This window comes from Gillisella vitis, assembly GCF_021559775.1.
Classification (GTDB): Bacteria; Pseudomonadota; Alphaproteobacteria; order Rhizobiales; family Rhizobiaceae; genus Allorhizobium; species Allorhizobium ampelinum.
The window spans coordinates 2,210,571-2,223,771 of the sequence record NZ_CP056047.1; the positions used below are offsets into that span (position 1 = coordinate 2,210,571).

The 13,201-nt window shown below is 58.5% G+C and carries 12 protein-coding genes; 4 read left to right on the forward strand and 8 right to left on the reverse strand.

Going from position 1 to position 13,201, the window contains the following annotated elements; genetic code table 11:
* Positions 1–168 precede the first annotated feature (168 nt).
* From AVCG78_RS10420 to petA, 3 genes are read right to left on the reverse strand one after another with little or no spacing between them, the layout of a single operon-like run.
* Positions 169–1,023, reverse strand: coding sequence for a cytochrome c1 (locus AVCG78_RS10420; protein ID WP_015916715.1), 855 nt, complete (start codon positions 1,021–1,023; stop codon positions 169–171).
* 25 nt (positions 1,024–1,048) lie between these two features.
* Positions 1,049–2,314, reverse strand: coding sequence for a cytochrome b (locus AVCG78_RS10425; protein ID WP_071205133.1), 1,266 nt, complete (start codon positions 2,312–2,314; stop codon positions 1,049–1,051).
* 13 nt (positions 2,315–2,327) lie between these two features.
* Complete coding sequence (petA, locus tag AVCG78_RS10430) at positions 2,328–2,924, reverse strand: ubiquinol-cytochrome c reductase iron-sulfur subunit (RefSeq protein WP_071585393.1); 597 nt, start codon at positions 2,922–2,924, stop codon at positions 2,328–2,330.
* A 150-nt stretch (positions 2,925–3,074) separates the two neighbouring features.
* Between petA and AVCG78_RS10435 the strand changes: the two genes are divergently transcribed.
* Both AVCG78_RS10435 and AVCG78_RS10440 read left to right on the forward strand, forming a co-directional pair.
* Positions 3,075–3,332: a hypothetical protein gene (locus tag AVCG78_RS10435; RefSeq protein ID WP_139191467.1), complete on the forward strand. Its 258-nt coding sequence runs from the start codon at positions 3,075–3,077 to the stop codon at positions 3,330–3,332.
* 292 nt (positions 3,333–3,624) lie between these two features.
* Complete coding sequence (locus AVCG78_RS10440; protein WP_071205134.1) at positions 3,625–4,566, forward strand: endonuclease/exonuclease/phosphatase family protein; 942 nt, start codon at positions 3,625–3,627, stop codon at positions 4,564–4,566.
* A 43-nt stretch (positions 4,567–4,609) separates the two neighbouring features.
* Here AVCG78_RS10440 and AVCG78_RS10445 read toward each other — a convergent pair whose 3' ends face one another.
* From AVCG78_RS10445 to AVCG78_RS10460, 4 genes are all read right to left on the reverse strand, one after another.
* Positions 4,610–5,110, reverse strand: a complete 501-nt coding sequence (locus tag AVCG78_RS10445; RefSeq protein ID WP_174089710.1) for a GNAT family N-acetyltransferase — start codon at positions 5,108–5,110, stop codon at positions 4,610–4,612.
* Between the two features lie 17 nt (positions 5,111–5,127).
* Positions 5,128–5,385: a YjhX family toxin gene (locus AVCG78_RS10450; RefSeq protein WP_081355544.1), complete on the reverse strand. Its 258-nt coding sequence runs from the start codon at positions 5,383–5,385 to the stop codon at positions 5,128–5,130.
* Between the two features lie 215 nt (positions 5,386–5,600).
* A complete protein-coding gene (locus AVCG78_RS10455; RefSeq protein WP_071205136.1) occupies positions 5,601–7,499 on the reverse strand; it encodes an ABC transporter ATP-binding protein in 1,899 nt (632 codons plus the stop codon).
* 145 nt (positions 7,500–7,644) lie between these two features.
* Positions 7,645–9,504 (reverse strand): ABC transporter ATP-binding protein, encoded by a 1,860-nt coding sequence (locus AVCG78_RS10460; protein ID WP_071205137.1) that lies wholly within the window; start codon positions 9,502–9,504, stop codon positions 7,645–7,647.
* Between the two features lie 467 nt (positions 9,505–9,971).
* On the opposite strand from AVCG78_RS10460, the gene AVCG78_RS10465 reads away from it, so the two are divergent.
* Together AVCG78_RS10465 and AVCG78_RS10470 are read left to right on the forward strand one after the other, a co-directional pair.
* Entirely contained in the window at positions 9,972–10,457 is a 486-nt protein-coding gene (locus AVCG78_RS10465; protein WP_071205138.1) for a tRNA (cytidine(34)-2'-O)-methyltransferase, read from the forward strand.
* A gap of 240 nt (positions 10,458–10,697) precedes the next feature.
* Positions 10,698–12,104 (forward strand): cell envelope biogenesis protein OmpA, encoded by a 1,407-nt coding sequence (locus tag AVCG78_RS10470; RefSeq protein ID WP_071205139.1) that lies wholly within the window; start codon positions 10,698–10,700, stop codon positions 12,102–12,104.
* A 36-nt stretch (positions 12,105–12,140) separates the two neighbouring features.
* Here AVCG78_RS10470 and AVCG78_RS10475 read toward each other — a convergent pair whose 3' ends face one another.
* Positions 12,141–13,100: a flagellin N-terminal helical domain-containing protein gene (locus AVCG78_RS10475; RefSeq protein WP_071205208.1), complete on the reverse strand. Its 960-nt coding sequence runs from the start codon at positions 13,098–13,100 to the stop codon at positions 12,141–12,143.
* Between the last annotated feature and the right edge of the window lie 101 nt (positions 13,101–13,201).

Genomic DNA, 13,201 nt, shown 5'->3' on the forward strand with positions numbered 1-13,201 from the left:
GCGCCGGACCCTACTGCATTCTTCCTGAAATCGAAATGGATTTAAGACGCTGTCCAGAGGCAATGTGATCGCAGACAAGCCCTCTATCTTGATCAACACATTCACAAAAAACAGCAAAAGGCGGCCCGAAGGCCGCCTTTTGCGAATTTGCGTCATACCAAGGAGAAATCAATGTTCCTTGTTGGCATAAACCGATTTCTTGGTGAGGTAGACCAGGCCGGAGAAGATCAGCAGGAAGACCATGACCATGAAGCCAGTGCGCTTGCGTTCTTCCAGATGCGGTTCGGCAGCCCACATCAGGAAAGCCGAAACGTCCTTGGCATATTGGTCAACCGTCTGCGGCGCGCCATCGTCATAGGTCACCTGCCCCTCGCTGAGCGGCGGCGCCATGGCAAGTGCCGAGGCGGCAGAGAAATACGGGTTATAATGGGTGCCCTCGGCCACCGTCACGCCAGCCGGTGGGTCCTGATAGCCGGTCAGCAGCGCGTGGATATAATCCGGCCCGCCCTCCTGATATTGCGTGAAGATATCAAAGATGAAGGTCGGGAAACCACGCTCGATGCCGCGTGCCTTGGCCAGCAGCGACATGTCCGGTGGTGCGGCGCCATTATTGGCGGCAGCGGCGGCTTCATGGTTGGGGAAGGGCGACGGGAAATGATCCGAAGGCACGGCCTTGCGGGTATACATTTCGCCGGACGCGTTCGGCCCGTCTTGCACTTCGTATTCGGCGGCAAAGGTCTTCACCTGGGCCTCCGAATAGCCCAGGTCTTCCAGCGTGCGGAAGGAAACCAGGTTCATGGAATGGCAGGCGGAACAGACTTCCTTGTAGATCTTCAGGCCGCGCTGCAATTGTCCCTTGTCATATTTGCCGAAAGGCCCGGAAAAACTCCATTCCACCGGGGCTGGCTTATGAATGGGGTAATGGGGCGTTTCGCCTTCCGCATGTTCCTGCGCAAGCGCCGCGGAAAAGCCGAGACCGGTGGCGAATGCCAGCGACAGGAGGCTTGTGGCAAGCTTCTTCATTGAGTTTATCCTCTCCCTGCCTGTCTCAGACATGCGCTTCGGTTTTGCCGGCTTTGGCCAGAACAGCCTCGGTAATGGAGTTCGGCACGCGCCTTGGCGTTTCCAGCAGACCGAGCAGCGGCATGATCACCAGGAAAAAGCCGAAGTAATACAGCGTCCCGAACTGTGCCATGGTGGTGAATGTATCCGTCGGCTGACGTGAACCGAGCCAACCCAGCAAAATGCAATCGGCGACAAAGATCCAGAAGAACAGCTTGTACCAGGGACGGTAAACGGCGGAACGCACCTTGGACGTATCCAGCCAGGGCAGGAAGAACAAGACGATGATCGCCCCGAACATCACCAACACGCCGCCCAGCTTGGAATCGATGAACAGCACGTTGAAGGTGATGGCACGCAGCATGGCGTAGAACGGCAGGAAGTACCATTCAGGCACGATATGTGCCGGGGTCTTCAACGGATCGGCCATGATGTAGTTGTCGGGATGGCCAAGGAAGTTCGGCATGTAGAAGATGAACCAGGCATAGGCGATCAGGAAGATCGACACGCCGAAGGCGTCCTTCAGCGTCGCATAGGGCGTGAACGGCACCGTGTCGGTCTTTGACTTCACCTCAACCCCGGTAGGATTGGTCTGCCCGGTGACATGCAGTGCCCAGATATGCAGGATAACCACGCCTGCGATCATGAAGGGCAGCAGGTAATGCAGCGAGAAGAAGCGGTTAAGCGTTGGCTGATCGACGGCGAAGCCACCAAGCAGGAAGGTCTGGATCCACTCGCCCACATAAGGAAAGGCCGAGAAGAAGCCGGTGATAACGGTTGCACCCCAGAAGGACATCTGGCCCCAGGGCAGAACGTAGCCCATGAAGGCAGTCGCCATCATCAGCAGGAAGATCACCACACCGAGAATCCAGAGGATTTCGCGGGGCGCCTTGTAGGACCCATAGTAAAGACCGCGGGCGATATGCAGGTAGACGGCGATGAAGAAGAAGGACGCGCCATTGGCATGCATATAGCGCAGCAGCCAACCATGGTTGACGTCGCGCATGATCTTTTCGACGGAGTTGAAGGCGACCGTGGTTTCAGCGGTATAATGCATGGCCAGCACGACGCCGGTCAGGATCTGCACGACCAGCATCACGGCCAGCATGGCACCGAATGTATAGGCGTAGTTCAGATTGCGCGGCACGGGAAAAGCAATGAAACTATCATAGACCAAGCGCGGCAAGGGTAGCCGCTGATCGATCCACCGTGTCAGCCCGCTCGAAGGCTGGTAACTGGAATGCCCACTCATCAATCTCTCCCCCTCAGCCGATCTTGATCACGGTATTGGATACGAACCCATAATTTGGAATATGCAGGTTTTCCGGCGCCGGACCTTTGCGAATACGGCCAGCCGTATCGTAGACCGAGCCATGGCAGGGACAGAACCACCCGCCATATTCCCCGGCCTGACCAAGCGGTACGCAGCCGAGATGGGTGCAGGAGCCGATCATCACGATCCAGTTTTCCTTGCCCTGCCCCGCCGAGCGGGCAAGATCGGTCGCCTGGGCGTCGTCGCCGGCATTGGCGTTGCGCGCCACCGGGTCCTTCAGCTGGGCAATCGGCACGCCCTTAGCCTCTTCCACTTCCTTGTCGGTGCGGTTGCGGATGAAGACCGGCTTGCCACGCCACTTCACCGTCAGCGACATGCCCGGCTGAAGCGCCGAGACATCCACCTCGATAGAGGCCAAAGCCAGGGTCGAGGCATCGGGTCGCATCTGGTCGATAAAGGGCCAGGCCACAGCCGCAACGCCAACTGCGCCCGCCATGCCGGTGGCGAGATAGAGGAAGTCGCGGCGCGTCGGCTCGCCCGCGCCCATGCCTCCGCTCGCAGTTTCAGTCTGTGTATTGTGTTCGCTCACGGTCAAACCATCCTCTTCGCATCGCCTGCGACAAACCGTTGGAGCGCCATGGGTCACTCTCACCCGCAAAGGACGCTCGATCACTTTTCATCCACCGCAATACCCGTTCAACGAGCAGGTCCTACGGCAGCGGTCCCCCTGACGGCATCCATGACGCCACAAAATCGCCATGGATTCTCCGCCTCCAAGTCAATTTCTATGCGCGCTGGTGAAATCTGTCCAGTGTTCAACCGCATCAGAGGCAACATGTCGCGGAAAACTTTAGGAAAACCAGGGATAAAAATTCCCCTGCAATTGCAGGGATTTGCGCTTTATCAAGAGCCAGGACACGAGAAGAGCCCTGTTTTTCACGCTTTTGGCTGCGAACCTGATTTGAAAAAAGTCAAGACTTGTGCAATGCGCAAGTGACTGTTGCGCTGCAAAATTTTCGTGATCTGCATGTGTGATCGTTGTGAGTTGACCTCGGGATTTTGGCGGTCTCGTTATGAAGCCCAAAGGTGCAGGCTTGATTGCAGGATATTGTCTTTTCGGAAATCAGGTTCCGTGCCATCTGACAGGCCGTATGCACGGTGCTGGAAGCATGGGACGACAACCGGAACCGGCTTGAAAATAAAATCATGTAACAAATAGAAAGTGTTATAGAAGCGCAGTCGACACCCTATAGGCTGCATGACACTGCAATCCCGCAAAAGGCAAGAAGATGAAATCGATGCTGCTGCACATCATGGCAACCCTGCTCGTGCTTGCCCTTGGCGTCTTTGCCCTGCGTTACACGACCAGTTTCTGGGGTGCGGGGGTGATCTATAGCCTCCAGCTGCACGCCGGGCTGGCCATGTTGCTCATGGCGCTGTTCTGCCTGGCGCTGCGCCCCGGCCTGTTCACCATGACCCTTCTGGCCGCCACACTGTTTATCGCCGGACATGCCGTCTGGATGATCTGGGCCACCCTGCCGCCAACACCCCGGGTCGATCTGGCGCGCATGCAGCCGTTCAGGGTCCTGTCCTTCAACGTGCTGGGCGATAACCTGGAAAACGGCGGCGCGATTACCGATTACATTCTCGAATCGGGTGCTGACGTCGCCTATGTGATGGAGGCGGCCCCCGTTTCCCTGCATCTCGACCGGCTGGTGAAGACCTACCCTTATCGGATCGGCTGCGGCGAGCACACGCCGACCTGCGACCTGATGCTGTTGTCGAAATATCCGCTCGATATGGTCTATGTCGGCAATCTCAGCGATCTCAGGCGCGACCGGTTCGCCATGGCGAAAATCCAAGTCGGCGGCACCGCCCTGCATCTGGCCGCCGCGCATTTGAGCAAGCCCTATTTCGACGGCTACCACATGGAGGAACTGGGAGAACTGGGCGACGTCTTGAGCGGCATTGACGGCCCGCTGCTGCTGGCTGGCGATTTCAACGCCTCGACGCTGGCACCCGACATGCAGAAACTGCTGAAAGTCACCGGCATGACCACGACCGGGTTGGAGCCCGCCACCTGGCCAATCATCGGCGGCGCCTTCGGCGTGCCGATCGACCATATTTTCATCCGCAGCCCGCTGATGGCGGCGAAGCTGTCACGCATTCCCTCGAATTTCGGCTCCAACCATTATGGATTGATCACCGATCTGTTGCTGCCGAAGGGGTGAAGTTGAAGGAAAGCGGCCCCGGATGCCGGAGCCACTTTTGTTTTCAAGAGGAGGCGGAAAAACCTTCATGATAGGCGACGATCCCCGACGTCACCGATCCATCAAGCGACAAGGCAAGGAAATGCTCAGGAGCAGCCCCCGGCAGAACCAGCGCCTTGTCGTGCTCGAAACCGAAGCGACGGTAAAGGCTAGGCGCACCTAGAACGACACATCCCTTTGCTCCACATCGTTTCAGCCGCAAAAGCCCATTTTCAATTAGTCCGCTTCCGATCCCCTGCCCCTGTCGATCCGGTAGGACTGAGACCGGACCGAGGCCGAACCAACCAGAATGAACACCGTCGATCGTGACAGAGGAAAAGGCCAGATGACCGACCACATCCAGATCGGCCACAGCAACCAGCGAAACGGCCAAAGCGTCCGCTGCACGAAGGGCGTTAATAATCGCCGCTTCGGTTCCGCTGCTGTAGCGATTGGACTTGAAAGCTTCTTGCGTGATCTGGTGTATCCTCTGCAAATCGCACGCTGCTTCCAGACGAAATGTCAGTTCCATCGCTTTATCCCCTATCGATTGTCGAGTTGTGATCGAACGGAGCGACGACCCTTCTCGGAAATCCGATAGGGACTGGAGGCTCTGGATTCGATGAGACGCTTGCGCCGGAGTTTGGAGAAAATCTCCAAGGTACAGTCGGTCAACACGTGACCGTCACGGGTAAAGCAGATGATGTCGGTAATTCGCCCATTGCCAGAGCGTTGATAGTGGACAGCACCACCTTGGGCGAGCACGTGAAGAACGCGCTGCTCAATACGAGAAATATTCATGATGAGAACCTGAGAAAAGCATCCACACGGCATCGCAATCCAAGACAGCGCGTGTCCTGAATGCCGATGCGGCTAGATGTCTCGACGAATCGAGACAATCAGCGGATGATCACAAGCTCCAACATCTACAATTCCTCATCTTTCGCAGACGACAAGAGGTTTTCTAATTGCCTGGCAACCCACCGTCAAGTTTTACACGTTGCTATCGCCCGAGATCAAGGACGGACGCCAAGCATTGAGCGCTCAGGCTCGTCACTCTCCTCGCCGCCAAGAAATCCGCCCGATTGACGCGCCCAAAGCTCGGCGTAGAGCCCGCCCCGCTCCACCAGTTCGTCGTGGCTGCCCTCTTCGATGATACGGCCCTGGTCGATCACCACCAGGCGGTCGAGGCTGGCGATGGTGGAGAGGCGGTGGGCGATGGCCAGCACGGTTTTGCCGCTCATCAGCTGTTCCAGATTGGACTGGATGGCGGCTTCCACTTCCGAATCGAGCGCCGAGGTTGCCTCGTCCAGCACCAGAATTGGCGCGTCTTTCAGCATAACCCGGGCGATGGCGATCCGCTGGCGCTGGCCGCCGGAGAGTTTCACGCCGCGTTCGCCGACATGGACGTCAAAGCCGGTCCGGCCACGCTGATCGACGAGTTTTTCAATAAAGCCCAGCGCCTCGGCCTGGTCGGCGGCAGCGCGTAACTGCTCTTCGCTCGCCTCATCGCGGCCAAACAGGATGTTGTCACGGATCGAGCGGTGCAGCAGGGCTGTATCCTGCGTGACCATGCCGATCTTGCCTCGCAGGCTTTCCTGCGTCACCTCGCGCAAATCCTGTCCGTCAATTCGGATGCCACCGCCCTCGACATCGTAGAACCGCAGCAAAAGGTTGACCAGCGTCGTCTTGCCAGCCCCGGAGCGCCCGACAATACCGACCTTCTCGCCAGGCTTGATGGTCAGCGACAGATGATCGATGGCCCCCTTCTGCTTGCCGTAGTGGAAAGACACATCCTCAAAGCGGATTTCCGGTCCGGTGACAGTGAGCATCTTGGCATCGGGCCGATCCTTCAGGCCGATGGGCTGGGAAATCATCTCGGCGGCGTTCTGGATCGTGCCGATATTGCGCATCATGCCGTTCAACTGGGTCATCATCCGGTTTAGGAGCATGCTGAGGCGCAGCACGAGGCCAAGGGTAAACGCCATGCCACCCGCCGTCATCGCCCCTGAAAACCACCGATCGATGCAGACGGCGGCAATCATCAGGATCATGCCGCCCGACAGCAGCGCCAGCGAGGCGCGCACCCCTGTGATCAGCCGGGTAAAGGGTGCCTGTGCCGCCTGGAACCGCTCGAACCCGGCGCGGATGTAATGATCGTTCTGCCGTTCGCGGGCAAACAATTTCAGGGTCTGGATATTCGCATAGCTATCGACCAGCCTGCCGGTCAGTGCCGAGCCTGCTTCGGCGGTGTCGCGGGCATGGCGGCGGATGCGCGGCACGAAATAGCGGGCCAGCACCGCGAAAACCAGCACCCAAATCCCGATAATCGCTGCCAGCACCCAGTCCAGTTGCGCCAAAAGCGCCATGGTGGACATCGTGTAGATCACCATGAACCAGGCAACTTGCAGCAGCGAGGTCAGGAGATCGCCTGTCGCCTGCCCACCGGCCCAGACTTTGGTGGCAATCCGTCCGGCAAAATCATTGTGGAAGAAGCTCAGCGATTGGCGCGCAACATGCACATGGCTTTGCCAGCGCACCAGATTGAGGAAATTCAGCACCACGACCTGTTCTTCGACCAACGCGCTCAGTGTGATCACCGCAAATCGCACGAAGACAACAACGGCGGCAATGCCCAGCAATTCAAGCCCATGCTCACCGAGCAGCCCCTGCCAGCCCGCGGCTTTGGGGACGGTATCGATCAGATCCACCAGCCGCCCCACGAACCAGAACATGCTGGCCTCCATCACCGCCACCGCACCGCCAAACAGCGCCATGGCAAAAAATGCCCACTTGGCCTGGCGCACGTAAAACCACACGAACGCCGTGGTGCCCCCCGGTGGGCAAAGATCCGCACGCTCGGTAAAGGGATCAACCCAGCGTTCGAACAGGCGGATGATAGCGGAAATCAGCATGGAGCGGGACCTCACGGATATAGCCGGGACGAGTCGGCATTGCCCGCAAGTTAGGGCGGTTCTGGGTCAGGACAAAGGTGCTGGTGTCAAAGCGCCGGTTATATTTGCGTGATCGTCTGATAGCGGGACCGCAAAAAGCGGCGGATCACTCCGCCGCCGTGTCCTGCACCTCGTTGGCCTCGTCGGCCAAAAACCCGCCCGACTGGCGGTTCCACAGATCGGCATAGACGCCGCTCTGGCTGGCGAGCTGGTGATGGGTGCCGGTCTCGATGATCCGGCCCTTGTCCAGCACCACCAGACGGTCCATTTCGGTCAGTGTCGATAACCGATGTGCGATGGCGATCACGGTCTTGCCCTCCATCAGGGCAAACAGGCTCTCCTGAATGGCGGCCTCTACCTCAGAGTCAAGCGCCGAGGTCGCCTCGTCCAGCACCAGGATCGGTGCGTTTTTCAGGAAGACCCGGGCAATGGCAATCCGCTGACGCTGGCCGCCGGATAGTTTCACGCCGCGTTCACCCACCTGCGCATCCAGTCCAACCCGGCCCTGCATATCGACGAGGTGCTCGATGAAGTCCCAGGCGTTGGCGCGCTTGGCTGCCTCGACCACTTCGGCATCGCTGGCATCCGGGCGGCCATAGGCGATGTTGTCGCGGATCGACCGGTGCAGCAGCGAGGTATCCTGGGTGACGACGCCGATCTGACCGCGCAGGCTATCCTGGGTCACTGCCCCGATATCCTGTCCGTCGATGGTGACGTGGCCCTTTTCGACATCGTAGAACCGCAGCAGCAGGTTCATCAGCGTCGTCTTGCCAGCGCCAGACCGCCCAACCAGTCCGACCTTTTCGCCAGCCTTTATGGTCAGCGAGAAATCGTCGATCACGCCGCGCGTCTTTCCATAGTGGAAGCGGACCTTGTCATAGACAATCTCGCCCTTCGGCACGGTCAGCGGCTTGGCATCGGGCTTGTCGGTAATGTCATGCGGCTTGGTCATCATCTCCATGCCGTCATAGACCGTGCCGATATTTTCAAACAGCGCCGACACTTCCCACATCACCCATTGCGACATGCTGTTGACCCGCATGGCAAGCCCGATGGCAATGGCGATAGCACCGACCTGGATCGAGGCCGTCAGCCACAGCCAGACGGACAGCGCACCGATCAGGAAGATGACCGTGCAATTGTTGAGATAGACCAGAACCTGAAACAGCGTCACCTTGCGCATCTGCGCATGGACGGATTGCAGGAATTCGTCCATCGCGCCCTTGGCATAGTCCTCCTCCCGCCGTGTGTGGGAGAACAGCTTAACCGTGGCGATGTTGGTATAGCTATCAACGATCCGTCCGGTCATGGTCGAGCGGGTATCGGCCTGGAGCGCTGCAATCTTGCGCAGCCGCGGCACGTAATAGGTGACGATCGAGATATAGATGCCAAGCCAGATCAGCATCGGCACCAGCAGGCGCAGGTCGGCAGAGGCGATCACCACCAGCATCGAGATGAAATAGGTAATGACATAGACGAAAACGTCCAGCACCTTGACCACGGTTTCGCGCACGGCCAGCGAGGTCTGCATGACCTTGGTCGAGACCCGGCCCGAAAACTCATTGGCGAAAAACGTCATGGAATGGTTGAGCAGGAAGCGATGCATCTGCCAGCGGGCAATCATCGGGAAATTGCCCAGCAGCGTCTGATGCACGATCAGCGAATTGATCGTGGCAATGCCCGGCAGAAATACCAGGACCAAGGCCCCCATGCCCACCAGCCGCCAGCCCTCGGTTTGCAGGAACGTATCGCGGTTGGCATGCGAGAGCCAGGTGACGATATCGCCGAGAAACTGGAAGAGCATCACCTCGCCCACCGCAATCAGCATCACCAGCACGGCCATCAGCGCCAGCCAGCCGGCAGCGGGCCTTGTATAATGCCAGATGAAACGGAAAAGGCCCTTGTGCGGCAGGCTGGGTTGCTCGGCCGGATAGGGATTGAGTTGGCGTTCGAACCAGGTAAACATCTTCAGTCTCCATCAGCTTGCCGGACCGATATAGCGCGTATCGCGGCAAAGCAACCGGGATATGGCAAGCTCAATCGGTAAACGGCGGCCAACCGCGAAAGGGCCAGCCGATTGGCGGCATGACCGCCTGACTGCAAAGATTCAGGCGAAATCAGCCATGGGATTGAGAAAGACATCGCCTCTTGCAAAGGTTACAGGTCGGGCAAAAGCGCAGTTCAGGCGATGGCGTTTCGGTGCGTTCAAGGAAAAGTCGAGAGGGCTCAGCGCTGCCGGAGAATTCGTGCAGCGGGGTGGCGCATCCAGTGGATATCGGTCATGCGTGCCTCCCTGTCTCGAGTGAAGATGCACTTTCAATAAAGACGCAGCGGGAAATTGAAAAGTCGCAATCGGAACGGCACCCTGTTTTGCGGTCGCACTGTTGCCCATCGACAACAGACAGGCCGCAGCGAAGCCGATATTCAAACGCCATGACCAATAGCATCACCGGCACCTCCCCCTCCACGCTCCGCATCGCCCTTTACCAGCCGGATATTCCCGGCAATACCGGCACGATCCTGCGGCTCGCCGCCTGCCTGGGCCTGGGTGTCGATATTATCGAGCCTGCCGGTTTCGACCTGTCGGACCGCAATCTGAAGCGGGCGGGAATGGACTATCTCGCCGCCGTCACCCTCACCCGGCATGTCAACTGGGCGCAATTTGAGGATTGGCGCAAGAACAGCGGGCGCCGGCTGGTTCTAGCCTCCACCAAGGCGGCCATGCCCTATACCGAACTTGCCTTCCAGCCCAACGATATCCTGCTGTTTGGCCGTGAAAGTGCCGGGGTCCCCGACCATGTCCATGACGGCGCCGATGCCCGCATCCTGATCCCGATGGTCGAGGGCCAGCGCTCCATCAATGTCGCCATGTCGGCAGCGATGATCACCGGTGAGGCGCTGCGCCAAACACGGGGCTGATCCCAAAAATTGCCCGATTTTACAAATGCTTTTATCACGATAAGCGCCAGAGTGGCTTATGCATGGACATTTGGCTTTGCGCAAAGCCAGCCGGTTCAGCCTGTGCTATCATTGATAGCTGGATTTGCAATCATGAGCCAATACAGCTTTTTCGTTAGTGCAAAAAAAATAAAGTAACAGTTGCTAATCGAATTGCGCGCCCATAAGTTGCAACGCAACAAAACACATGGGAGAAGACCAATGTTCGAGACAGCCTTCACCTTTGGCTTGACCCAATTTGCCCGATCGCTCTCGCTGCCAGAAAGGCTGCAAAAGCGGCCCTTGCGCAATGCCGCGCTGGAGCCCTGGCGTTTGCGCAACAGCAGCCTTGACGCGCTCTATTACGACATCAGAGCACTGACCTCTGATGAGGCCTTCTATATCAGCGACGCGCTGGCCGCCGAAGGGCTGATCATGATCGTGCCGCCCACTGGCCAGGGCATGTTGACGCTGTGCGAAACGGTGGATGAATATCTGCTGCGCGGTGGCCGCGAGGTGCGGGCCATGGCGGTGGCCGGCATTGGCGGCTCCGCCGCTGGGGCTGCCGCCTTCGCCCGCAATGTCGCCGACGCCATCAAGGCGCCGGTCTGCGCGGTGGTTTCCGGCTATGGACTGGGCGATGTCGTCGCCGAGGCCCTGGGCGGCGCTTTCTTCTTTGGCCCGCTGGGCTTTCTGCGCCGCAATTTCGAGATGATCGACGATCTGGTCGGGCGCCCGCAATTCGGTGCCTACCAGCGCCGCCCGAAACCATCACAACCGCCGCGCCGCACCAGTCTCGATGCCGATACGGTCCAGGCGCTGCTGTGCCACCCGGACCTGCGTTTCAACCTCGTCACTGGCCATTCCAAAGGCAACCTGATCGTTGCTGAAGCGCTGAACGCCATTGAAAAAGAAGCACCCGAGCGGCTTACCATCCTGGCGGAGCGGTTACAGATCATCACCTTCAGCACGCGCGTCGGGCTGCCCGCGCCGTTTTCGCCACCCTTGGCGATCATCGGTGAACTCGACTGGTACGGCGAATTGAATGCCACAGCTAAGGTGACCAATATTGTCCGCGTCGCACGCGCTGGCCATTCGACCAACACATCGCTGCCGGGAGCGCTGAAAATCACCGATCTTTTGGCGCAGACGTTGTCCGCGTCACCCGCCAATGTCTCGGACACGGCGAGCACAGCCGCACTGGTTGAAAATGCAATTCCGCCGCTTCTGGCTCTGGTCGTTCCGCCTGTCGTGCCTGAAGCCAACGCCCCCCAAGCCAGCGCAATGAACGACAATGACAGAAACGATGATGAAAGAGTTATCGTTGAGGAGCCGGTTTCATTGGAACCGGAGCTGGAGCCATCTGTCGAACCCATCGACGCGGTGGCAGCCGACAACACGCACGACGCCATCCCGCCACAGTCAGCCGATGCCCCGCTCTCCGAGCCGGTCACCCCTGAAGACAATACAGACACTGCACAGATGCTGGCTCCTGACGATTTGGTTCCCGAAGCGCCTGTCCAAACGATTTCCGAGCCTGTCGCTGTCGCCAATACGCCCGCGCCCGTTAAGCAAGCCAGCAATCAACCAGGCAATACCCGCAAGCGCAACAGATCGCGCAAGCGGTAAGGCGTGTTTGCAAGAGCCATCACCTTGGCACGGCTGTTACATAAACAGCTGTGCGAGGCTCTTCTGCTGGCTGTTGGCAATGCTGAGGCTAGCGGTCTGCAACTGGGATTGGACGCTTTGCGCCGAAAGCTTGGTGGCTTCCTCTTCCATATCGGCATCGGTCAAGCGACCAATGCTGACCGTGGCGGTATCCTGTAGATCTTTCATCAAATCGGAGCTGTTGGAAATCCGGTTCTGGGTGGCGCCCACGGCGGCGCTGGCATCGGTGATGCTGGAAAGGATCGATTGGGTGGCGCCGATCATCGCGTCGATCTGCGCATTCGACGTATCATCAGAAATGGCAATTTCCGCAGCAGTCGGCGCGGCTGGCGTCTGGGAACCGACATTCAGCAGATAATATTCGTTAGCACTTCCATTGGCGCCAATGGTCAGCGTCGAGCGCGTCAGAATACCATCGCTTGCATCGTTTTTGCTGGTCAGTACGCTTTGCGCAGTGTCGAAATTGGTGACGTTGACGGCCAGATTGCCGCTGCCGTCCGAGCCGACCGAAGACACCATCGAGGTCACTTTCGGTGACTGGTTGGCATCGAGCGCCAGCCAGTTCTGGCCGTTGAAGCTGGAGGAGTCCGCCACGGTTAAAAGCTGGTCCTTGAGCTGGCTGATCTCGTCATTGATCGCCCCTTTGTTGGCACCAGCCGCCTTGGAAGCAATCAGCTTGGCCTGAATGTCGGAAACCAGCCCCGTCGCCTGCTCCAGCCCAAGTGCGGCGGTATCAGAGACGGCAGCCGACAGAGCGGTGGCATCCTCGGCGCTCGACAGCGACAGGCTGTCGGATTTCATCGTCGTGGCAATCGACCAATAGGCAGCGTTATCAGAGGCGTCATCGACCTTCTTGCCGGTTGCAACCTTTGTCTGGGTCGCTTCAAGCGCCTTCGAAGACCCGCTCAGCAGAGACAGGGCCGATGCAGACGTGGAATTAATCGATACGGAATCCATGCTGCCCCCTTCAACGCTGTGGGTTTCAAACCGCATGACTGGCGCTTTGAAGAAAAATACCCCACAATGTAAGGGATTTATAATCTACAAGATATTTCCAT

What these genes read in the sequence shown, in the direction of transcription:
- AVCG78_RS10420 (WP_015916715.1), bottom strand. Translation starts at nt 1,023, where the DNA reads ATGAAGAAGCTTGCCACAAGCCTCCTGTCGCTGGCATTCGCCACCGGT.
- AVCG78_RS10425 (WP_071205133.1), bottom strand. Translation starts at nt 2,314, where the DNA reads ATGAGTGGGCATTCCAGTTACCAGCCTTCGAGCGGGCTGACACGGTGG.
- AVCG78_RS10435 (WP_139191467.1), top strand. Translation starts at nt 3,075, where the DNA reads ATGACGCCACAAAATCGCCATGGATTCTCCGCCTCCAAGTCAATTTCT.
- AVCG78_RS10440 (WP_071205134.1), top strand. Translation starts at nt 3,625, where the DNA reads ATGAAATCGATGCTGCTGCACATCATGGCAACCCTGCTCGTGCTTGCC.
- AVCG78_RS10450 (WP_081355544.1), bottom strand. Translation starts at nt 5,385, where the DNA reads ATGAATATTTCTCGTATTGAGCAGCGCGTTCTTCACGTGCTCGCCCAA.
- AVCG78_RS10455 (WP_071205136.1), bottom strand. Translation starts at nt 7,499, where the DNA reads ATGCTGATTTCCGCTATCATCCGCCTGTTCGAACGCTGGGTTGATCCC.
- AVCG78_RS10460 (WP_071205137.1), bottom strand. Translation starts at nt 9,504, where the DNA reads ATGTTTACCTGGTTCGAACGCCAACTCAATCCCTATCCGGCCGAGCAA.
- AVCG78_RS10465 (WP_071205138.1), top strand. Translation starts at nt 9,972, where the DNA reads ATGACCAATAGCATCACCGGCACCTCCCCCTCCACGCTCCGCATCGCC.
- AVCG78_RS10470 (WP_071205139.1), top strand. Translation starts at nt 10,698, where the DNA reads ATGTTCGAGACAGCCTTCACCTTTGGCTTGACCCAATTTGCCCGATCG.
- AVCG78_RS10475 (WP_071205208.1), bottom strand. Translation starts at nt 13,100, where the DNA reads ATGGATTCCGTATCGATTAATTCCACGTCTGCATCGGCCCTGTCTCTG.